18 protein-coding genes are annotated in these 21,738 nt (G+C 35.1%); 11 read left to right on the top strand and 7 right to left on the bottom strand.

All coding sequences use genetic code 11. From position 1 onward, the window contains the following. Window positions 1-22 precede the first annotated feature (22 nt). Entirely contained in the window at window positions 23-715 is a 693-nt protein-coding gene (locus tag JAZ75_RS16380; RefSeq protein ID WP_021191085.1) for a hypothetical protein, read from the bottom strand. Between the two features lie 584 nt (window positions 716-1,299). On the opposite strand from JAZ75_RS16380, the gene JAZ75_RS16375 reads away from it, so the two are divergent. Beyond that, entirely contained in the window at window positions 1,300-1,821 is a 522-nt protein-coding gene (locus JAZ75_RS16375) for a hypothetical protein (protein ID WP_208696728.1), read from the top strand. 673 nt (window positions 1,822-2,494) lie between these two features. Here the strand turns inward: JAZ75_RS16375 and JAZ75_RS16370 are convergent. Further along, window positions 2,495-3,115: a dihydrofolate reductase family protein gene (locus JAZ75_RS16370; protein WP_208696726.1), complete on the bottom strand. Its 621-nt coding sequence runs from the start codon at window positions 3,113-3,115 to the stop codon at window positions 2,495-2,497. 443 nt (window positions 3,116-3,558) lie between these two features. Further along, window positions 3,559-5,820 (bottom strand): inorganic phosphate transporter, encoded by a 2,262-nt coding sequence (locus JAZ75_RS16365; RefSeq protein WP_208696725.1) that lies wholly within the window; start codon window positions 5,818-5,820, stop codon window positions 3,559-3,561. Between the two features lie 599 nt (window positions 5,821-6,419). Between JAZ75_RS16365 and JAZ75_RS16360 the strand changes: the two genes are divergently transcribed. Further along, window positions 6,420-7,955: a SulP family inorganic anion transporter gene (locus JAZ75_RS16360; protein ID WP_208696724.1), complete on the top strand. Its 1,536-nt coding sequence runs from the start codon at window positions 6,420-6,422 to the stop codon at window positions 7,953-7,955. Window positions 7,956-8,217: 262 nt separating this feature from the next. On the opposite strand, the gene JAZ75_RS16355 is transcribed toward JAZ75_RS16360, so the two are convergent. Continuing rightward, window positions 8,218-9,036 (bottom strand): undecaprenyl-diphosphate phosphatase, encoded by an 819-nt coding sequence (locus JAZ75_RS16355; RefSeq protein ID WP_232789233.1) that lies wholly within the window; start codon window positions 9,034-9,036, stop codon window positions 8,218-8,220. A 302-nt stretch (window positions 9,037-9,338) separates the two neighbouring features. Here JAZ75_RS16355 and JAZ75_RS16350 point away from each other — a divergent pair, with 302 nt between their 5' ends. The 3 genes from JAZ75_RS16350 to JAZ75_RS16340 all read left to right on the top strand — a co-directional run bounded on the left by JAZ75_RS16350 (window position 9,339) and on the right by JAZ75_RS16340 (window position 12,209). Then, on the top strand, window positions 9,339-10,178 hold the full coding sequence (locus JAZ75_RS16350; RefSeq protein WP_208696723.1) for a helix-turn-helix domain-containing protein: 840 nt from the start codon (window positions 9,339-9,341) through the stop codon (window positions 10,176-10,178). 103 nt (window positions 10,179-10,281) lie between these two features. Continuing rightward, complete coding sequence (nhaA, locus tag JAZ75_RS16345) at window positions 10,282-11,457, top strand: Na+/H+ antiporter NhaA (protein ID WP_208696722.1); 1,176 nt, start codon at window positions 10,282-10,284, stop codon at window positions 11,455-11,457. 59 nt (window positions 11,458-11,516) lie between these two features. Further along, window positions 11,517-12,209: a potassium channel family protein gene (locus tag JAZ75_RS16340; RefSeq protein WP_031288502.1), complete on the top strand. Its 693-nt coding sequence runs from the start codon at window positions 11,517-11,519 to the stop codon at window positions 12,207-12,209. A gap of 41 nt (window positions 12,210-12,250) precedes the next feature. On the opposite strand, the gene JAZ75_RS16335 is transcribed toward JAZ75_RS16340, so the two are convergent. Next, complete coding sequence (locus tag JAZ75_RS16335; protein WP_208696721.1) at window positions 12,251-13,090, bottom strand: universal stress protein; 840 nt, start codon at window positions 13,088-13,090, stop codon at window positions 12,251-12,253. 188 nt (window positions 13,091-13,278) lie between these two features. Here JAZ75_RS16335 and JAZ75_RS16330 point away from each other — a divergent pair, with 188 nt between their 5' ends. The 6 genes from JAZ75_RS16330 (at window position 13,279) to JAZ75_RS16305 (ending at window position 19,456) form a co-directional block, all read left to right on the top strand. Further along, window positions 13,279-14,037, top strand: coding sequence for a helix-turn-helix transcriptional regulator (locus JAZ75_RS16330; RefSeq protein ID WP_232789232.1), 759 nt, complete (start codon window positions 13,279-13,281; stop codon window positions 14,035-14,037). Window positions 14,038-14,098: 61 nt separating this feature from the next. After that, entirely contained in the window at window positions 14,099-14,557 is a 459-nt protein-coding gene (locus JAZ75_RS16325) for a GyrI-like domain-containing protein (protein WP_021190373.1), read from the top strand. A 5-nt stretch (window positions 14,558-14,562) separates the two neighbouring features. Continuing rightward, window positions 14,563-14,946 (top strand): DUF1801 domain-containing protein, encoded by a 384-nt coding sequence (locus JAZ75_RS16320; RefSeq protein ID WP_232789231.1) that lies wholly within the window; start codon window positions 14,563-14,565, stop codon window positions 14,944-14,946. 393 nt (window positions 14,947-15,339) lie between these two features. After that, the gene (locus tag JAZ75_RS16315; protein WP_208696720.1) at window positions 15,340-16,329 is read left to right on the top strand and encodes an NAD(P)H-dependent glycerol-3-phosphate dehydrogenase; all 990 of its coding nucleotides are present in this window, start codon (window positions 15,340-15,342) and stop codon (window positions 16,327-16,329) included. Beyond that, complete coding sequence (ggpS, locus tag JAZ75_RS16310) at window positions 16,326-18,572, top strand: glucosylglycerol-phosphate synthase (protein ID WP_232789230.1); 2,247 nt, start codon at window positions 16,326-16,328, stop codon at window positions 18,570-18,572. The genes JAZ75_RS16315 and ggpS overlap by 4 nt, the downstream gene beginning before the upstream one ends. Window positions 18,573-18,613: 41 nt before the next feature. Then, the gene (locus JAZ75_RS16305; protein ID WP_208696719.1) at window positions 18,614-19,456 is read left to right on the top strand and encodes a mechanosensitive ion channel family protein; all 843 of its coding nucleotides are present in this window, start codon (window positions 18,614-18,616) and stop codon (window positions 19,454-19,456) included. A 137-nt stretch (window positions 19,457-19,593) separates the two neighbouring features. Here JAZ75_RS16305 and JAZ75_RS16300 read toward each other — a convergent pair whose 3' ends face one another. After that, window positions 19,594-21,018: an alanine/glycine:cation symporter family protein gene (locus JAZ75_RS16300; protein WP_208696717.1), complete on the bottom strand. Its 1,425-nt coding sequence runs from the start codon at window positions 21,016-21,018 to the stop codon at window positions 19,594-19,596. A 353-nt stretch (window positions 21,019-21,371) separates the two neighbouring features. Beyond that, window positions 21,372-21,614 carry a response regulator gene (locus JAZ75_RS16295; protein ID WP_346600832.1) on the bottom strand — a complete coding sequence of 81 codons (243 nt, stop codon included), beginning with the start codon at window positions 21,612-21,614 and terminating at the stop codon, window positions 21,372-21,374. Between the last annotated feature and the right edge of the window lie 124 nt (window positions 21,615-21,738).

Here is a 21,738-nt window from a genome sequence, read left to right as displayed (position 1 = left end):
TCCACAGGTAGTGAAACTTTATTTAATTCTTTTGTAATATGAATTCTTGATTCTTTTCTACTGCAGCTTTAGCTTTCATAACCATCGTCAGTTGTTCAGCCCAGATCAGTTCGGTCGATTCACCAGTCATTTTAACGACCTTTCGGCTATCTTTTACGACGGTCAGCTTCTCGATTCTTACATCAAGCTTAAAGTGTTTATTCAGATCGTTCAGTATCCGTTGTTGGTATTCCTCCCGTTCTGTCTTCGCAGGCACCGTTAATTCATAGCAGTATCCGGGAGTATTTTCTTTTTCTTCATTGGGAATAAACCGTTCACGGTCCTCTCCTAGCACCATTATCTGGCTGACAGGAAAGTCGGCTGGTAGCGCTAAGGCGAAAAGGTAAATCTCATAGATCTTCATATTGATCAGCGAGATTCGCAGGACATCGATAGCTTCATTGCGCACGACCAGACTAAAGGAATCCGAAGGTTCTGAAAGGTGTATCAACAGCGAATAATAACGCTGTGATGGCCGTTCACCTTTCACATATCTCAATGCTGACAGCGTCGTTACATATCTAAATTTTGGATCGAACCTTTTAAATAAACATTCGGGTAAATCTGTGACCATAATTGGTTTTTTAGTAAAAGAGACACGTTTTTCGCTCAAAAACGAAGACAGTTCTTTCCCTGGGGACAGCGCATAGCTCTCCCTGTAGCAAGTTTTTTGCATTTTTTTAAGGTTTATACTGAAAGTGAATCAGGAGCTAAAAATTTGGCAAGAAGCCCCCTGTTCAACTTTCAATAGTTAAAAAATAAATTGGAAAAAATGCAATTAATAGTCTTCGTCAAAGGTTATAATTTGGTATTCAGTATTGCATTTTGAATGGATAGTCACCATAGTGACTTTGCGCAACAGATCTAATCTGCCGGCTTGATGATATTTTTGGTGGTCTGTTTTTTGTTCATACTCGCTATTGGTTAACGAGTCTTGTTGGCGAGAAAGATCCAAGATACATGTGGGTCTACTAACCGTCGTCACAATAAAGTTTCTCACGCCCTACACGACACGGATTTACAGCAGACCCACATCTACCTGTTATGCAAATATAGCATAAAAGTATAGACATGGGTGTTTAATCTGCTGCCTTGCGTCGTGGCGTGAGAATATTGTGACGGCAAGACTCTTAGTTTAAACACCTAAGTTCTTCAAGAAAGCACATATTACTCTCTTTCTAAATCAAAGATAAGTAAACAAATTACAAAAAAAGAATATTATGTCACTTTTTGTAATTCTCGTCGGTTTCATATTTGGTTATGATGAATATTGATAGAAAAATAATAACCAAAAATATTCTTAAGCTAATTGATAGTAATGGTATTAATGATACGGATTTTGCAAATCTTATTGACAAATCAACTAGAACATTAGCTAGAATAAGAAAAGAGAAAGCTTTATTTAATATCGAGGACATTAACATAGCAAGCTCATTTTTTAATAAAACACTAATAGAGTTTAACAGTCCAGAAATTGCGATTGAGGGAAATTCTCGTAATATTCTTAAACAAATCCACAAAGACAATGTCGCTTACTATAGCCTATTAGAAAAGCGGCCAAGCATTACTTATGCAATAACTTTTTACTTATTGAAAAATGAACAATTTTGTTCAGCAGGTATGATTGTAGAAAAAATCAAAATTTTTTTTGAATCTTTTGGATGGTATTATTCAAGTTCATACATATCTAGCGCAATGGTGCGAAATAGTGAGTATGTATCTGTTTCAGGCACTGAAATAATTGACGGCAATAAGGTAAATGTTTATAAAGCGAAAATATAATTATCTCTATGAATTTACTATAATGAACTACATACGTTAAATCAATTTATGGATCGGATTTAATCATATGTGAGTTCAAAATTTACAGTTCATCACAACAGTAGGAAATATATAAATAATCATAACAGTTTTATTTTGATTATTTCACAAAATTGAACAGACTACCCTGCAAAAAAAATACAATTAAGATTCTTTAAAGAAAGAACAATGCCTATTCTTGTCTAAATGACAAGAATATTAAATATATGGTGAATGAAAAGGAATTAGACATAAATTCGCATTATTGCTTAGAACACTTACAATTTGAATTAAAAAGCTTGTATAATACTATATATAAGGTATTACCAAAAATCTTATTTTAAAGGCTTTAACTAAACTGTTATGCTAAACAAAAAAACAAGTAAAATTAATATCACATTGTCCTTAAAGGAGTTTTTTTATTATTAGCAAATGATGCATTTAATTATGAGTGCTTTCTACTGAGTATAATACCGTATTATACCCCACCGTTCTTTAATCCAATATTCAACAGGATGAAAACACATGAATGTTGAGCAATCAGTTATCTTGTTGCCATCGTTATTGCATATTTCAAGACTAACACTTTATCTTTTAAATAATTTTATCTATAACCTCTGAATACCAAATGATTTATTATATTAATTGGTTATTATTATATTTTTGTCAGCTTGTATCTCAAATGGGTCGTTAGGTCTGAAGGTATTATTTCTTCAATTTGTATATCATATCGATCTTTATCAATTCCGTCAAACAGCCGGATACCGCTACCTAAGAATACAGGTGCAATGTGAATCAAAAATTCGTCCACTAGTCCTGCATTTAAAAATTGTTGAATAGTGTTGGCACCTCCTTGTATTCTTATGTCTTTTCCATTTGCTGATTGTCTTGCCTTGTCTAAAGCAGACTCTATTCCATCATTTATAAAGTAAAAAGTTGTCGTTCCTTCCTGAATCCAAGGCTTTCGCTCTTCATGTGTTAATACATAAACATCTGCTTTATAGAGATCATTGGGCCAACTTACCTCCCCTTCTTCAAACATTCTCTTCCCCATAATGAATGCACCTGTTCGTTCAATTGTCTCTCTAATATATTTACCGTCAGGCCCATCTTCTTTGCCTCCTTCAAACCCCAAGTATTTCCAAAAGGCTTTTTGGTTAAACATCCATTGGTGTAGTTTTTCTGAAACACCTCCCATTGGATTGTTAGGACTTCTATGATCGCCTGCAAAATATCCATCAAGTGATATTCCGCTGTCAAATATGATTTTGCTCATTTTAATTCTTTCTTTTATAATATAATTTTACTAATTCTGTTTCAGGTGTCTTTATTGTGATGAATTCAAAGTACCTGCTCAGGTCTTCTGTCTTTAAATTGCCCTGTTCCGTTACTTAACAAAGCTGGGATAACAGACATAATAAATTCGTCTATTAATATGTGCTTCAATAATTAATTGATTACTTCTGCACTACGTTACAATAGATATTCTTACAATTTTCAGATTTTAATCCTTTGACCAACTAGGCTCAAACGGCGAAGAATAAAAATACAAAAAACACTTTAATATTCAATCTACAGTTAGATACTTTTAGATTTATTACAATAATTTATCATTCATCAAAATATTGCCCCCATTAGGTTTATGGCAAATGAAAAAGAATAAATTGTTAAAAAAAGAAAAGCCCGAAGGAACCTCGGGCTTTTGATAACTAACTGATGTTAGTTTTGTTTTTTATTGTTCAGTTTGAACTCTTCAAACTCCTTGAATAACCGTAAGAGTTTAAATGTAGAGCTGATCAGCTCGTTTGTCTCTAACAGGATAGAGAAGTAAAGTTTACTGTTCTTAGGACTATTTTCGGTTGTCCGGATATGGTCAATCTGCTTGTCCAAAAGATCGTTAATAACCTTCTGAAGCTGATCGCGCTGTTTCATGGTTGAATCAAGCTTTAAGAAGTCTCGGCGCCTATACAAACTATATACTTCAGCGTACCAGTTACCCAGCTCATCAGCAACTAACCTCAGATCATTCCCCTGATATTCCTTAAGCAGTTTATGGTTGTTATCGACGTGATTGTGTGCATTGCCAGCAATTACATAAAGATTCTCGACGATATCCTGCAGATAACCTAAGGAAATAATGTAGAATCTGCTTCCTTTAACGGAAGTGTCATCCAGATTGCGAATAAAGTTGTAAAGGTTGTCGTTGGTCGAATCCAGATCACGCAAGAATTTCTTAATCAATTTCTTGTTCATCGAAAGCGTCGTCAAATCGTTCTTGATAAGACCGTCTACAATCTCTTTATAGAAGATATTGGACTTGGCAAAAACTTCACTGATCTGATTGGCACTAGCGTCAGAAACCTGCTGTAAGGTATGGATATCTTCTCTACCAAGTTTTAATTTACGCTCTGCCTGTGCTGCAACTTTCTTTTTATGGCTTTTAGCATTAAATACCAAGAGTATGGCCAAGAATATAAGTGCACCAACAAAGCTAATAATCCCTCCTATTTTAAGTAAATAAGCGATGATAAATGCACCCGCAAAAGCAGTAGCAGCAGTAAGAAACCAGCCTCCGATGACATGGAATACACCAGAGACACGGTATACTGCACTTTCTCTATCCCAAGCTCTGTCGGCAAAAGCAGTTCCCATCGCAACCATAAATGTAACATAGGTTGTAGACAGCGGAAGCTTCATCGATGTTCCTAAAGCAATAAGACTGCTGGCCACCATTAGGTTGACAGATGCGCGCACCATATCAAACATTGGCTCCTCCTCCTGATTCTTTTTGCCTAACGAAGTATTTTCGAAACGGCTATCTAAACGTGATCTTAAGGTGCGTGGCATCAGATAGCTAATTGCTCCTCCAATATTTACAAAACCGCGTACTATCCAACGCGATAAAATATTCGGTTCGAATTTTTCGGAACCGCCGTCTTGACTGCTGAGACTCATCTCGGTTTCAATAACAGTCTTCGCTTTTTTGGATGTCCATAAGGTAATCATCATGATACCACCCGCGATAAATAATATCCAAGCTGGGGCAACAATATCCGCAGAAGCTAATTCTGACATCATATAGGTGTCCGGATTGCCACCAGATGTCTGAAAGAAACCGATGGCCTGAATGGCTGCTACGGGTACTCCGATAAAGTTAACCAGATCGTTTCCTGCAAAAGATAAAGCTAAAGCGAATGTACCAACACCGATAATGACCTTAAGGATGTTCACTTTTAACCTGATAAGTATAAAACTAAAGACCGTAAACAGCACAAAGCTTCCCAATATCAAATGCAGCTCGTGCGTGTTAATCCACTCCTTCGTTGCTTTATCGATGAAAGAAACGGTCTTCATTCCTTTAATCAGGATAAAATAACTAATGGAGGCTAAGGCGATACCACCAAATATAACTCCGAAGGATTTGATCTTACGTTCGTACTGAAAGGTGAATATGAGTCGAGAAAGGTATTGTACCGCCATACCCACAGTAAAGGACAGCACCACGGATAAGAGGATGCTGATGACAATCTCGGAGGCCTTCTCTGTATTAATATACTGCGAAAGCGTCGACCAATCGCCTGTAGTACTTACTATTTTATAGAGTGCAAGACAGACCGCAGCCCCTAGGAGTTCAAAGACGATGGATACTGTTGTAGAGGTCGGGAGTCCGAAATAGTTAAATACATCAAGGAGTATGATGTCTGTAATCATGACGGCGAGGAAGATAACTATAACATCATTAAAACTGAACATACCAGGAACGTAAATTCCACTTCGTGCAATCTCCATCATTCCACTTGAGAAAACCGCCCCAGACAATATACCCGCACTAGCGAGAATCATGATCAGGCGGAAAGAAATAGCTTTGGAGCCAATAGCCGAATTTAAGAAATTGACAGCATCATTGGTTACGCCGACCATGAGGTCGATAATCCCTAAAGTGATCAGCGTAATAATTACGAGATATAAATAATTGTCCATAGTTATTATTTTTGCAAAGGTATGAACAAAAGGTGATCCATATATTAAGTTAATGTTAAGTGTGGTTTTTATTAATATTGAATACAACTTTAAATCGAAATAATAACAGTTTAAACAATCCTATTCCTAATGCACATAAGCGGTTTTGAACAATTTTCGAACTATTTTGAATCGTATTTACAGAAGGAATTTTCCTCAATAATAATTTAAATTGGAATGCTTACATTATTGTAACACATAAGGATTGAAGTCTATATCACCCTTCAATCAACAGATATCAGTTTTTTAAGAATTTGAGTAGTATAAAAGGAATTTATGGGTAGTAATTCTCTCTCCTAAGATTATCTATCCACACGTAATAAAATTCAAACTACATAATATATTTCATGGCTAAAATTTTTTTTAAATAATTTGAAAATATTACATTTGCAATATTAATGAAGAAAACAGCACACATATCATCCCAAGTTACCCCGCCTTAGATAAAGGCTAACCTGTTGCTTTTCCCCAATTCATATTTATTGGTAAGTACTCCCTACACGAAGGTTTTTTAAAACTTTCGGCTCGATTCTATTTGTCAAATTTTAATTCTACATAATATGTATAAAATCCTAAATCTGTTTGATTTCAAACAGAAAGTAAACTACAAAAATGAAATTTTGGCTGGTCTGGCTGTAGCTATGACCATGATCCCCGAATCTTTATCCTTTGCCATATTGGCAGGATTATCACCTCTCACCGGACTATACGCAGCTTTTTTAATGGGAATTGTCACCGCTGTACTTGGCGGCAGACCCGGCATGGTATCCGGAGGTGCGGGCGCGACCGTCGTAGTGCTTATCGCATTAGCAGCTAGTCATGGTGTTGAATACCTATTTGCCGCAGTTATTTTAGCAGGTATATTACAGCTCATGGTAGGCGTTTTTAAACTAGGTAAATTTGTACGTCTCATACCGCAGCCTGTTATGTATGGGTTCTTAAACGGTCTTGCTGTAATTATTTTTATGGCGCAAGTTGCCCAGTTTAAGATTACTGAAAATGGAATAACGAGTTGGATGCAGGGACCTGCACTGTATCTAATGCTTGGACTGACACTCTTAACAATAGTTATCGTTTTGATTTTACCAAAAATAACAAAAGCAGTTCCTGCCTCACTAGTTGCTATACTTGTTGTATTCGGTATTGTTTATTTTTTTAATATTGATACTAAGAAAGTAATTGACATCGCATCGGTAAGCGGTTCTCTCCCTTCATTTCATATACCCGAGATATCATACAGTCTTGAAACCTTGCAGATCATTTTTCCATATGCTCTGGTAATGGCTGGAGTCGGTTTAATTGAGTCTCTATTAACACTTAACATGGTCGATGAAATAACCAATACAAAGGGTAAATCGAACCGCGAGGCCGCTGCTCAAGGTATTGCTAATATAACCAATGGTTTTTTTGGAGGAATGGGAGGTTGTGCGATGGTAGCACAAACGCTTGTCAATATCAGTGCAGGTGGTCGCGCAAGGCTTTCTGCTATAGTAGCAGCTGTTGCTATAATGATCGTCATTCTAGTCGCTGGACCTGTTATTGAACAAATACCAATGGCGGCGTTGGTAGGTGTCATGATGATGGTAGCCATTGGTACATTTGAATGGGTAAGTTTCAGAATTATAAATAAAATGCCGCCTCACGATATTTTTATTGGAATGCTTGTAGCGCTAATAACTATTATCTTACATAATCTAGCCCTCGCAGTTTTGATCGGTGTGGTTATTTCAGCTTTAGTGTTTGCTTGGGAAAGTGCGAAACGTATCCGTGCAAAAAAATATGTAGACGAACACGGTATAAAACATTATGAGATATTCGGCCCTCTATTTTTTGGTTCTACAGCAGCCTTTCTAGAGAAATTCGATACCTTGAATGATCCGGAGGAGGTTATTATTGATTTTAAAGAAAGCAAGGTAGTCGATATGTCTGCTATCGATGCATTGAATAAGATTACAGAAAAGTACCATAAATTGGAAAAGAAAATTCATCTTCTCCATTTGAGCCAGGACTGTATTAAATTATTAAAAAATGCAGAAAGCGTTATCGTCGTCAATATTCTGGATGATCCAACATACAAAGTGATGACAAATAAATAAAATAAGCCTTTGCTAAATGAACTAAATTTGGGGGCGCTAAGCGGGAATTTGGTTCATTTAGCATTACATTGTTGATTTTAATTCGATAAAACAAATTGACACTTAATGTTTCTTCAGATGATAATTCCCCCATACAATCCCCTATCCTACTTTATAACTTGAATATCCATTTTCAATACGGTTATTAACTGTCTTTTAATTCTTATTTGGAGTGAATTACGTCGCGAAGTCATACCCGACCACTGAATTACAGGTATAAATATTACAAATAAAAAAACGCATAAGTTATGACTGTAATTCCTACTGTAAAGCAATAAATAGCAAAATAGGTTAATTTAGCTTTTTTCACAATATTAATCATCCACGTACACGCAAACAATCCAGAAAAAAATGCCGCTATAAACCCTAATAACAATGAAGATGGTTTAATCGTTAAAGATGCTAAGGACTGATATTCAACATTTAAATCTAATACCATCTTGGCTGAAGCTCCAAGTATCAAAGGCAAAACCATAAGAAATGAAAAACGTGCAGCTGCAGACTTATCAACCCCCAATAATATAGATGTTGAAATAGTAGAGCCAGATCTGGATAAACCAGGAAGTAGTGCAGCGAACGATTGAGCAAGTCCTATAAGGATGGCCTCTTTAGTACCTATCGACCTAGTTGTATTTTTAGCTCTATTTGCAAAAAATAGAAGACAACTTGTAATTAAAAGCATCATTCCCACAATTAATAAATTGGAAAACAACTCTTCTAACATATCTTTTAGAAAAACTCCCACCAATGCCGCGGGAATCATTGAAAGTACGATGTACCAAGAATATTTTGTTTCCTCATTCCATTTAAATTGAAATATCCCTTTTATTATTTTCAAAATGTCCTTCCTAAAGATTACAATAGTACTCAAAGCTGTAGCTAAATGTAATACAATAGCGAACAATAAATTCTCCTCAGGATCAAATTGTAAACCTAGTAACTGTTGGGCAATAACAATATGCCCGGAAGATGAAACGGGTAAAAATTCTGTTAATCCTTGTACAATGCCAACAATGATAGATTTGATCGATTCACTCATCATGCCTTTTGTTTAATTAAGGTTCCAATTTAACCATATTTTTTTTCAAGTATCGTAAATTATGACTTATAGAAGCATGTGTGGTCTAAATTTAATAAACATGTTAAGCATTAATATACTGAATTACAGACTATATTAAGGACACAAAAATTACTTTGTAATACTCTTATTACTTACAACTGTAGTATAATAAACCTTGTTAAAATATAAGTTGGATACTCATTTATAGGTATGATTATTGCTATAAATAAGCAGTAAATATCGAACCTACCAAAGTAAGCGAGCAATTGATAAAACGTATATATATGCCAATAAAATTATTAAATCGAATCAAAAAAAATGAGCTAAGTCAACGACATTCTTTAAATGACAGCTTACTTTCTAAAAATTGCTCTAATAAACATATATTAGGAATATATGTATTTGCATGCGAAGATCTAGAAAAAAACCAGCCCTTATTCAATGATGGTATTCCTTCGCTTATTTTTATGCCTAGCTTATCGAGTGAAACTATACTAAGAAAAAATGGCAACCTCATTAAATTAAAATCCGTTTGGTTATGTTGTGGAATAATTAAAGATATGCAGTGGGAAATACCAGATGGTTTAGCATATATTACTGTTATTCGTTTTGATCCGGCATCATTTTATTCCATCTTTAATATCGATAGCACCGCGCTAATTAATAATACTGTTTGCAGTTTTGAAGATGTCGCCGATACGAAATGGTCTTCTGTGATTACAGAGATGTATACCAAGAATAAAGTAGAAGATAAACTTCAAGTCTGGAATAGCGCCCTTGAACAAGTAAAAATAGATGATTTTTTACCGCCTATTCTGAAATCTGCAATAGGCTTTATAGACACATATAAGGGCAATGTAACTGTTTCTCAACTGCTAAGTTTATTAGGTGAAAATGTAAATAAAAAATGGTTACAAAGAAATTTTCTGCGATATTTTGGAATTACACCAAAGAAATACATCTCACTTCAACGCTTCATATACACCTATGAAAGGTATGAAAAAGAAATGCCTACTCCATTAAATATTGTACCTTTTGAGGGAGGATATTATGATTACAATCATTTTTTTAAGGATTTCAAACAATATTTAGGTGTTTCTCCTAAGCATTATTCTTGGAACTAATTAAGCAAATTAAGAAACGATATGGTTGTATTTATGTCTCTTTTTTACTAGTTATAGGTTCCATTGATTTGTATTTTTGTACTGAACTTTTACAATTGAAATTATGGAAAAAGGAATTAATCTAAACGTTTTTAAAGATTTTTTCAAATCTAGTAATGCTGGCGGAATACTATTATTTATTTGTGTCATTATTTCATTAATCATTGCAAACACATCACTTGGATCATCTCTTCAGGCTCTTTTAGATTGGGAACTGGGATATGAATCAACTGCCATCCATTTGAAATATAGCGTGCTCCTTTGGATTAATGATGGTTTAATGGCGATCTTCTTCTTACTGGTAGGCTTAGAAATTAAAAGAGAGATTGTTGAAGGCGAATTGTCCTCTCCTAAAAAGGCTTCATTACCAATGCTCTGCGCGATAGGTGGAGCAGTTATTCCAGCTCTGATTTATTTAAGTATAAATGCAGGAACAGACACTGTTTCGGGTTGGGGCATTCCGATGGCTACAGATATCGCATTTGCTTTAGCTGTTATAACGCTTCTTGGAAACAGGATACCAGCAAGCTTAAAAATATTCTTGGCAGCTCTTGCAATTGTAGACGATTTGATCGCAATTTTAGTAATTGCGTTATTTTACTCCTCTGGCATTGAAATAACTTATCTGATATATGCAGGAATTGGTCTTGCTATTCTAGTTATCATGAATAGATTAAATATCTTAAATCCTTACTTATACCTAATACCAGGTATATTTATTTGGTATTTCATACACCATTCTGGTATTCACGCTACTGTTGCCGGAGTATTGGTTGCTATGACGATACCGACCAACGATACGGCAATCGAATCGCCTTTAGAGCGATTAGAGCATGCTCTGGTAAAACCTGTCAATTTTTTAATTATTCCCATTTTTGCTTTTGCAAATACCAATATTACTATTGAAAGTGAAATGATTCATGGCTTAATAGCTCCTTTGGGTCTCGGTATCAGCCTTGGACTTTTATTAGGGAAACCTTTAGGGATATTTCTAATGGCTTTCATCTGCTCTAAATTAAAAATTAGCAGTCTACCCGAAGGTAGTAATTTTAAACACATAATAGGAATTGGATTATTAGCGGGTATTGGTTTTACAATGTCTATCTTTATTTCCATACTATCTTTTGATAACCCTTTATATGTTAATGAAGCAAAATTATCTATACTGATCTCTTCAATTTTAGCTGGATTACTTGGATATTTTTTATTAAAAAGCTTAAGCAATAAAAGAGCCGCTTAACAGCTTTAATACATGATTTGACTGAGACGATATTTATAAAAAAATCACACTACTTAATTTTGAAACATACGCTACGCAAAATAAAGAACTACTGGCTTTCTGATGCTAGTTTTGTCACCTTGCTGGTGATGTTGATGTTTATGGTATTTGTAATGCCTGTTCTCTTGGAGCAAGGTTTTGCAAATATCATCATCTTAAATGTTTTATTTTTGGTATTGTATTTTATTGGAATTTTTTCCAGTAAAGAAAAGTGGAGTATTTACCTATCATCACTCTTGTTTTGTGCTCATTTAATCCTACAGTTGATCAGATTTGACGATACACCAAAGGAATACTACCTGATCGAACGACTGGCAGGGCTTATCAATATGAGTCAATTTATACTCATTAATATCAGGTTACTTTTCAGAGACAGTAATACCAATAAGTACCGCATTATTGGTGCTATAAATGTGTATTTATTATTTGCTTTGATGGGAGCTTTTACTTTTGAAATTTTAAACATACAGACTGGAAAATCTATTACAGGAAATGTGCTGTTAGTAAATAATGACATGGACTATTCTGTGTATATTTACTACAGTTTAGTTTCCCTTACCACTGTAGGATATGGCGATATCTATCCAGATGGAATGTCGGCCCGAATGCTATCAGTTATGTTATCTGTTATTGGGATATTATACCCTGCAGTGGTGATAGCGAGATTAGTCTCTAATAATAGTAAATCAAATATAATAAACACTAAAGAATAGACTAATACACGTAGCCAAACCTCCAGTAGGTAATGCGACCTCTATGGAAACAACATCAATATTGGTACTCTGGTGTGAACAGCTAACTTTTTAGAAGCACTTTTACGAAATAAAGTGGCTAAAAAGCCTAATTTTCGAGGTGCTGTAACTAAGAGGTCTATATGATGATCTTCTACATAGGTGTTAATCTTTTCAACTATATCCTCTCCCTCCAGATAGGAATAAGTCGGCTCAAGACTGTCTAAACTTGAATGTAAAAATGACTGCTCTTCTATAAGTTGAGCGGCAGAATGCTGACCTTGGATACTAACATTGACTACATGCCATTCTAAACTAAGGAGTTCTTGCATCTGAAATATCATTTTTACAGGTAGCCTTTCATGCAAATGTGATAAATCTACAGCTAAAAGTACTTTTTTATAAAGATGTGCCAGATTCATTTCTGGAACTAGTAACAGATTAAAGGCATGCGATTCGATAAGATCAACGGTTGTTGATCCTACACTATTTTTCCCGCCATCGTCACTTCCTCTCAAACCAACAATGATAAGGTCTATTTTCTCATTTTCAGAAATTCGCAGAACACCATCCATAACGGTCAATAAGTCGTAATGTGCACTTATCGCTGTCATCGGAGATACTGTCGAAAGTTCTTGTTTCAGAAGGCGCAATTTTCCTTTCACATCGTCTATTTCCATTTCATCAATTACCGGAGGAGGAAGCATGAAGTCTCCGGTATTATAAAATTTGCTATTAAAATAGGCCAAAGAATGATAAATGATCACATTTTTAATTTTTGTCCGTTTTGCGATGGTAAGTAGCTGATCAAATGCGTGACGTGCAGCAACAGAAAAGTCGGTTAAAAATATAATTGTTTCCATGTTATTAAATTATACAATCGGTTTATCAAAAATGTAATCTTATTTTTAAAACAATATCAGGATAACATTGTTTTAAAAATTTTGACAGTGAAACGTTACATTATTCTCATAAAAAATTCAGTACTTAAATTTAATTTGAATCTATACTTTTTCAATTATTCTATTGTATATTTTTGATTTAATCATAGATGAATGTTGACAAATTAATAATAGTAAGCTCAGAATTAGAAATGGATAATGGTAAAGATATAAAAAGACTCTCCCGACTAACGGCGATCCTGACCCAATTGCAAACCAAACGTCTTATTACAGCTTCTGAATTAGCCGAAAAATTCCTAGTAACAAAAAGGACGATATATAGGGATATAAAAGCTTTAGAAATGGCTGGTGTACCTATTCTGGTTGAGGAGGGAAAAGGTTATTCTTTAATGGAGGGCTATCGGGTTTCACCTATAATGTTTACTGAAAGTGAAGCCAATGCTTTGATTACGGCAGAACAGCTGATCCTAAAAAATAAAGAAAGTTCCTTCGTTAAGGAGTATTCGGAAGCAATAAATAAAATTAAATCTGTACTTAGAAATAATACGAAAGATAAAGCAAACTTACTTTCCGATCGCGTGGTATTCAGAATAAATTCCGACAATGACAGTACCAGTAATTATCTGTCAACAATACAGCTGGCTATGACGAATTTTAAACTTATAAAAATCAAATACCGGTTTTCTTCAGAAAACAAACAATTTACTGAAAGAACTATTGAACCTTTTGCAATCTACAGCACACAGGAAAACTGGTTACTTATTGCTTACTGCCGTTTAAGAAAAGATTTTAGAGCATTCCGTCTTGATAGAATTTTAGATCTGTTAACGCTAAACGAACAGTTTGAGCCACATGACATAACTCTGCAACAATATTTTGAAAGCTGCAAAAAGAAATCTTATTCATAGCCCTTGACATAAGGCTGTCACAGGACCATAGTAGTTTTGTAACGTACCAAATAATTAATACATGAAAAAAATTACTACCGAGCCCTTTAAATTAATTGGCATTTCTATCAGAACAACAAACGAAAACAATCTGGCCGCTACAGATATTACCGATTTATGGAATAGATTTATCAAGGAGAATGTGTTGGAGGCAATTCCAAATAAGATTGACGACACGATATATTCTGTATACACAAATTATGTAAGTGACCATACTGAACCATATACAGCAGTACTGGGATGTAAAGTGAAAAATTTATCGACAATTCCGGAAGGAATGATAGGAAAATCAATTGAAGGCGGAAAGTATCTGAAATTAACTGCCAAAGGAAATTTAATGAAGGGTTTGATTGTCAACAAATGGCAGGAAATCTGGAATTTAGATTTAGATCGAGCATTTACAACAGATTTTGAAATCTTTGGAGAAAAGGCACTAGATCCAACTGATGCAGAAATTGACTTTTTTATTGCAGTAAAATAGGGCGTATGATCGAGCATGTTTATAACTACTATCTGACCAAAGCAGAACCAATAAGGGGCTGTTTACTTTCACTAAGGCATATTATACTTAATCAGCATAAAAATATAACTGAAACACAGAAGTGGGGAATGCCCTGCTTCTGTTTTAAACAAAAAATAGTCTGTTTTTTATGGACAGATAAGAAAACAGACGAACCCTATATTCTTTTTGCTGAAGGAAAATATTTTAAACACCCTGAGCTGGAAACAGGCAACCGAAGTCGCATGAAGATTTTACGTATTAATCCAAATATAGATATACCCAAAGAAACAATTGATGATATCATACAACAGGCATTAAAAATATATGAAACGGGCAGTTTAAAAAGTAGAAAACACGCTAGTAGTTAGCAACTAAATTAAAACAAACGCATTTAATCACGGGCGAAAAAGTCCAGACAACAGTAGGATAATATTTAAAAAGATATCATGTGATACAATTTGTTAATAATACTATATAATCATATATTCTTAACAAGAAATGATAATCTTCAACCATTTTTATAAAATCACAAAAGAGAATTTAGTAAACTCAGTCTAACAAATAGAAAAATCTTCTTGTACAGTCGTATTTATTGTCCTGTTATGGCGCTAAAGCTATTGATATGGGCTTTAGACGACAGTCAGAAAACAAAAAATTACGCCATAAATTTGCTTAATGGTTTATTTTTATGTATATTTGAGATATAAACATCTTCAAAAGGCAGAATAAAACTCATATTCTGTAAAAAAACACAAAAAAATTTGAAAGAAATAAGTGTTATTGGGAGCGGAAGTATGGCAACCGCTCTTGTCAAAATTTTAACAGAAAACAAAGTCCAGGTAAACTGGTATGTCAGGCGCATAAACCAAGCTGATCATATCAAAGAAAAAGACATAAACCCAGATTATCTAAGTTTTGTCAAACTCCGGGGTGATTTCATATATATCAGTACAGACCTGAATGAAATCATTAAACGTTCTGCAACAATTGTCTTTTTGGTCCCGAGCTCGCAACTCGCACATTTGTCCCAGCAAATAGAAATCAAAAATCTAAAAAACAAATTCATAATTACTTCCATTAAAGGTCTTGTAGGTACTGACAAAGTTCTACCAAGTATATTTCTGAGTAACTATTTTGCAATTCCGGAAATCGATATCGGAATTATAGCAGGCCCATGTCACGCCGAAGAAATCGCAAACAATAGGCGAACCTACATGACATTATGCAGTAAAAATCAACCTATAATAAAACAGCTGATTCCCTATTTCTCTACATCTTATGTCAGCGTAGGTACAAGTGAAGATCTAATAGGTATTGAATATGCCGCAATATATAAAAATGTTATCGGAATCATTATTGGTATTGCCAAAGGATTAAACTATGGTGATAATTTCATCGCTGTTTTAATGTCCAATGCGATCAATGAATTACAGATGTTTTTAAAAAATATAAACATAGCCACCGAAAATCTAGCGAGTTCCAGTTATTTAGGAGATATGCTGGTTACCGGTTATTCAGATCACAGCAGAAATAGGACTTTTGGAGAATTGATCGGAAAAGGCTTATCAGTTGAACAAGCCATGAACAAAATGTCTATGGTTGTTGAAGGATATACTGCGACTCAAGGACTCTATCAACTGTCCAAAAGCATCAATTTAATGATGCCAATACTTTACACGTCATACCGGATACTCTTTTTACACATGCCGGTAGAGACAGAATTTAAATTATTAGAAAGAAATATAAAATGATGTTATTAGCAACAGACTTAGACGGCACATTCTTAGGTGGAAAAATGGCAGATAGGCTGAAATTATATCGAATCATCAAGAATCAAAAAAAAATCAAATTAGTATTTGTAACTGGTCGCGGATTAGAATCTGTCATCCCACTATTGAATGATCCGATTATACCGCGTCCAGATTACATTATCGCAGATGTAGGTGCAACTATCGTCAATGGACATACATTAGAATCTATTGAACCATTACAGGGAGAAATTGAAAAAAAATGGCCCTCCATATATGATATCCAACGAGCGATTTCAAAAGTCGAACATATAGAATATCAACGTGTGCCTCAGCAACGAAGATGCTCTTATTATTACGGAACAGACACGGATCTAGATCAGGTAACTGCTATTGCAGAAGAATTCTCATGCGATATCATTACTTCTGTAGATAAATATTTAGATATATTACCTCGCGAAGTCAATAAAGGGACCAGTTTGCTTAAGCTAATCCAGTATCTTAATATAGAAACAGATCAAGTTTTAGCGGCCGGAGACACAATGAACGACCTGTCTCTATTAGAGATAGGCTCGCAGGCAGTTGCTGTTGGCAGGTCTGAACAGAGCTTATTAGAAGCAACTAAATCGAATATACTGGTATATCAGGCCGAAAGTGCGGGCGCAGGAGGAATTCTTGAGTGCATGTCAAAAATCAGCCATTTTAAACGCTACATAAACAATATAGAACCCTTGGAGCAAATCAAGGCTCGAGAGAATAAAAACCAATTGGTAATGGTGTATCATAGACTTCCATTTGATTTTAAGGAAATAAATGGAAAAGTGATCCGAACCAAACCTCTTAGTCCCAATGGTGTCATCCCTTCACTCTTAGGATTATTTGAAGAGGGTCGCTCGGGGATTTGGATCGGAGAAGAGATTATGCGTGGAGACGGTCAAGAAGTTAAGAACGAATTAATAGACGCTGAGCGTTATAAAAACTTGGTCGCAGCCACTATCTCTTTACCTAAAGAAGACATCGACCGCTTTTACAGGGTATTTTGTAAAGAGGCCTTTTGGCCTACTATTTTTTCATTTATTGATAAAGCACAATTTAATCATGCTGACTGGCATCATTATCTCAAGATCAATAGAATGTTTGCGGAGCGAATTGCGAAAGAGGCAGATGAGGGTGCATTGGTATGGATTCATGAGTATAACCTGTGGATGGTACCTGCCTACCTGAAGCCTTTAAGACCTGATCTAAAAATCGGATTCTTCCACCATACTGCATTTCCTGCCGCTGATATCTTTAATATCATTCCCTGGCGTCGAGAGATTATTGGCAGCCTTTTACTCTGCGATTTTATTAGCTTTCACATTCCTCGTTATGTAGAAAATTTTATTGATGTTTTACGAAGTCATACTCCTTTTAAGGTCATCAAGAAAATAAATGTGGCTAAGCAATTCTTGACATATAGCTGTGCGCTGGGTATTGAACAAATGACAAAAATTATTGAAGTTGATGGTCGTCAGATTCGTTTAGGAGCACAACCTGTAGGTGTGAACTATGATCACATCAAAAACACACTAAACCGAGAACCTGTCAAGGAGAAGATTGAAAAATACCTGCAGGAAAAACAGAAAAATAAGATTAAAAGGATTGTTTCTATCGAGCGGTTAGATTATGTCAAAGGACCGTTGGAAAAAATACAGGCATTTGACGAATTTTTAGAAAATTACCCAGAATTCCGTGGTAAAGTATCTTTGATCAACGTATGTACACCACCGTCTCAAGGAATGAAAATCTATAATGAAATACGTGATAAAGTAAATCAAGCGATAGGTGAGATCAACGGTAAATATGCCACGTTAGAATGGACTCCTATCCAGTATTTTTTTCAGGCATTACCGTTTGAAGAAGTTCTAATCCAATACGCAATTAGTGATATCGCTTGGATAACCCCGCTCCGAGATGGATTAAATCTGGTCGCGAAAGAATATGTCGCTACACAGGGAATACTCCAAGGTAGTGGCATATTGGTCCTGTCGGAATTTGCCGGAGCATCCGTAGAATTACCTTATGCCATATTTACCAATCCGTACGATAGAAAAAGTTTGATCGAATCACTTCTAAAAGCTCTGATGATGGATGAAGAAGAAGCAAGGTTACGAATTAGCAGATCGCTCGAACAAATTAAGTACTATGATATACATTATTGGGGTAATGACTTTGTCAAAGAATTAGAGAAAAGTGTCGTCCAGTAAGGATCGCTCTTTCGGTGAACATTAAAAATATAATATAAACTATGCAAAACGAACAATTAAATACTTTTGAAAATAAAGCAGAAAAATTTGTTGATAGTGCCATCAGCTATGCTCCCAGCATCATAAGTGCTATACTATCGGCAGTCCTAATTCTTTTCCTAGGTCTATGGTTAATCAAAATGATTAAAAAATTAATCGATAAAATTTTCATCAAACGAAATGTAGATCCAAGTATTCGAGTATTCCTGGGGAGCATTGTCAATTGGATATTAAAAATTCTCTTATTTATAGTAGTTGTAAGTCAATTGGGCGTACAAACTTCAACTTTCATAGCAGTTATTGGAGCTGCAGGTCTAGCTATTGGTCTTTCGCTACAAGGTTCTCTTTCGAACTTTGCAGGAGGAGTATTGATTTTACTTTTCAAACCTTTTAAAGCTGGTGACTATATTTCTTCCTCCACTGGGGTATCGGGAACAGTTAAAGTAATAGACATCTTTAACACTAGGTTGATAACTCCTCAAAACCAACTCATTGTTATACCAAATGGAGAACTTTCCAATAGTAATATTACCAATTATACCGAACTGCAAACACGCAGAACCTGGTTTGATATTGGAATTTCTTACAATGCCGATCTGAGAAAAACAAAAACTCTATTACTGGAAGTTATCCGTAATAATGAATTTGCTTACTCTGAACCGGCTCCAGATGTTGTCGTGACAAATTTAGGAGACTCGGCTGTTAATCTATCCATAAGGGTAACAACTTCCAATGAGAATTTTTGGGCGATGCAGGAGCAATTAATCATCGACTGTAAGGACGCGCTTGATAAAGAAGGTATTGAAATACCGTATCCGCAACAGGATGTACATCTTAGACAATAAGACGGCAATCCATTTAAAATTATTATCTCGGTCTATGTTTCTAATAGCAGAAGCGTAGACCGAATTTTTTTCTACATTAATTTTCCAGTCTTTAGCGCTTATCTTTTAAAAAACTATGTCTATGAAAAACAAAAAAATTACTTATCCCATTCACTGACATTTTCCATCTTATAATTTGTATTATCAAAAACAGGATCTCTACCCCTCTTTTTTTGTTCTTCATAATCTTTAAATAGCAACAACACTTTATGGTGTAGCAGTATAATTGCTACAAGATTGAGCCAAGCCATAAGACCGACACCAATATCACCTAGATCCCAGGCCATTTTTGCTGTTGTTAAACATCCTATAAAGACTGAAAACAAAATCATCAATCGAAGACACCACAATAGCGTTTTTGATCTTCTACTACGCAACATAAAACTAAGATTGCTTTCTGCGATGTAGTAATAAGCCATGATCGTAGTGAAAGCAAACAGAGTAAGTGCTATTGCTACAAAACCGCTACCCAATAAGGGAAAATGAGCACTCACTGCATACTGTGTGAATTCGGCACCTATAGCCACTCCGGGGATATTGTTAACGATAAAAGAGCCATCAGTTGTTTGTACATTATACATTCCGGTGAATAAGATCATAAATGCAGTTGCAGTACACACAAACAGCGTATCTATGTAAACTGAAAACCCTTGCACCAAACCCTGCTTAACGGGATGAGATACTTGGGCCGCAGCAGCTGCGTGAGGGGCTGTACCTTGTCCAGCCTCGTTACTGTAGATTCCACGCTTCACTCCCCAAGATATAGCTGCGCCTACAATTCCACCAAAGGTTGCATCTGTACTGAATGCAGATGAAAAAATAAGGCGTAAAACACCAGGGATCTGCTGAAAATTTAAACCTATAATAACTACAGCCATCAAAATGTAAAGTCCGGCCATAAACGGTACAACATATTCAGCTACTTTACTGATTCGTTTTACCCCCCCTATAATAATTATTCCTAAAACAAAACTGATGAATATACCAATAACGACCGGAGATAAGTTAAAGGCACTTTTTACGGCTACAGCAATGCTATTGCTCTGTACACTTGGCAGTAAAAAACCTGTACTGATGATGGTTACTAAAGCAAAAATCCATGCAAACATTTTATTATTCAGCCCTTTTTCAATGTAATAAGCAGGGCCTCCTCGGAACTCTCCATCCTTAGTTTCTTTATACAACTGTCCTAAAGTAGCTTCAATTATCGCTGATGAGCTTCCTAAAAAAGCAATAACCCACATCCAAAAGATGGCACCTGGCCCTCCCATTCCTATAGCTGTGGCAACACCAGCAATATTGCCAGTGCCAACCCTACCCGATATCGCTAGTGAAAAAGCTTGGAAAGACGAAATTCCTTTTTTTTCATTATTCTTAACAAATAATAGCTGTAACATCTGTTTGAAGTACAGTAACTGCGGAAATTTAAATCGAATCGTAAAATAGACACCCGTTAAAAGACAAAGGCATACTAAGGCGTTTGACCAAACAATTTTATAGATAAGATCAATGAGTTGCTGCATAATTTAATAGTCTTGATAGTTTCGAAAAGACTCTAAAATAAGAAAACAATATGGGAATTTAGGGCTTTTTATTTCTTTTTTATTCGAAGTGATGCAACGTAGCGAACCATCAAGATGAAGACTAAAAAATAAAAGTTGAAATAATTAAAGCAAAACATAAGTTTTAAATAGTATCATCTTTTGAAGTGCCTAATTAATATTTTAATAGTAATATTGAAAGTAAATAAAGATTAAGCATATCCATCAATATAATACTTTTCTATCCGTCAAAAGTAATTTTCGTTTTGACGGCCTGTTTAAGTAACCGAACAAATTTCTCCACTTAATTGATCACTAAAATAAACTGCAACTTTTTAAATTGAAATTCCTTTTTCTTCTTTATAAGTTTCAAACCCATATATTGCATCAATAAGTTCATCAAGGTCAAAGGGCTTTGATAAAAAGATGTTGGCTCCAGCAGCAATAGCAATCTCTTTTCCATCCAGATTAGCCGACATACAAATGATAAACAAATGATTCAAAATGTTATGATGCCTTACTTTTTTAATTAATTGATCGCCAGGTAGCCCCGGCATTGTAAGGTCAACTAATAATATGTGGAGTTGCTAACTTAGTCGGCAGTGTAAGTTAAGAACAATAAATATCTTAATTTTGAAACGATGACTAAAATCCGTAAAAAATATGATCGCACCTTTAAAGAACGTGCAGTTGAGTTGAGTA

The organism is Sphingobacterium sp. UDSM-2020, from assembly GCF_016132525.1.
In the GTDB taxonomy this organism is placed as follows: domain Bacteria; phylum Bacteroidota; class Bacteroidia; order Sphingobacteriales; family Sphingobacteriaceae; genus Sphingobacterium; species Sphingobacterium anhuiense.
Note: the sequence above shows the minus strand (reverse complement) of the source record. Positions and strands in the feature narration are given on the sequence as shown.

Coding starts and splice junctions, on each gene's coding strand:
- JAZ75_RS16380 (WP_021191085.1), bottom strand. CDS start 715: ATGCAAAAAACTTGCTACAGGGAGAGCTATGCGCTGTCCCCAGGGAAA.
- JAZ75_RS16375 (WP_208696728.1), top strand. CDS start 1,300: ATGATGAATATTGATAGAAAAATAATAACCAAAAATATTCTTAAGCTA.
- JAZ75_RS16370 (WP_208696726.1), bottom strand. CDS start 3,115: ATGAGCAAAATCATATTTGACAGCGGAATATCACTTGATGGATATTTT.
- JAZ75_RS16365 (WP_208696725.1), bottom strand. CDS start 5,820: ATGGACAATTATTTATATCTCGTAATTATTACGCTGATCACTTTAGGG.
- JAZ75_RS16360 (WP_208696724.1), top strand. CDS start 6,420: ATGTATAAAATCCTAAATCTGTTTGATTTCAAACAGAAAGTAAACTAC.
- JAZ75_RS16355 (WP_232789233.1), bottom strand. CDS start 9,036: ATGATGAGTGAATCGATCAAATCTATCATTGTTGGCATTGTACAAGGA.
- JAZ75_RS16350 (WP_208696723.1), top strand. CDS start 9,339: ATGCCAATAAAATTATTAAATCGAATCAAAAAAAATGAGCTAAGTCAA.
- nhaA (WP_208696722.1), top strand. CDS start 10,282: ATGGAAAAAGGAATTAATCTAAACGTTTTTAAAGATTTTTTCAAATCT.
- JAZ75_RS16335 (WP_208696721.1), bottom strand. CDS start 13,090: ATGGAAACAATTATATTTTTAACCGACTTTTCTGTTGCTGCACGTCAC.
- JAZ75_RS16330 (WP_232789232.1), top strand. CDS start 13,279: ATGAATGTTGACAAATTAATAATAGTAAGCTCAGAATTAGAAATGGAT.
- JAZ75_RS16325 (WP_021190373.1), top strand. CDS start 14,099: ATGAAAAAAATTACTACCGAGCCCTTTAAATTAATTGGCATTTCTATC.
- JAZ75_RS16320 (WP_232789231.1), top strand. CDS start 14,563: ATGATCGAGCATGTTTATAACTACTATCTGACCAAAGCAGAACCAATA.
- ggpS (WP_232789230.1), top strand. CDS start 16,326: ATGATGTTATTAGCAACAGACTTAGACGGCACATTCTTAGGTGGAAAA.
- JAZ75_RS16305 (WP_208696719.1), top strand. CDS start 18,614: ATGCAAAACGAACAATTAAATACTTTTGAAAATAAAGCAGAAAAATTT.
- JAZ75_RS16300 (WP_208696717.1), bottom strand. CDS start 21,018: ATGCAGCAACTCATTGATCTTATCTATAAAATTGTTTGGTCAAACGCC.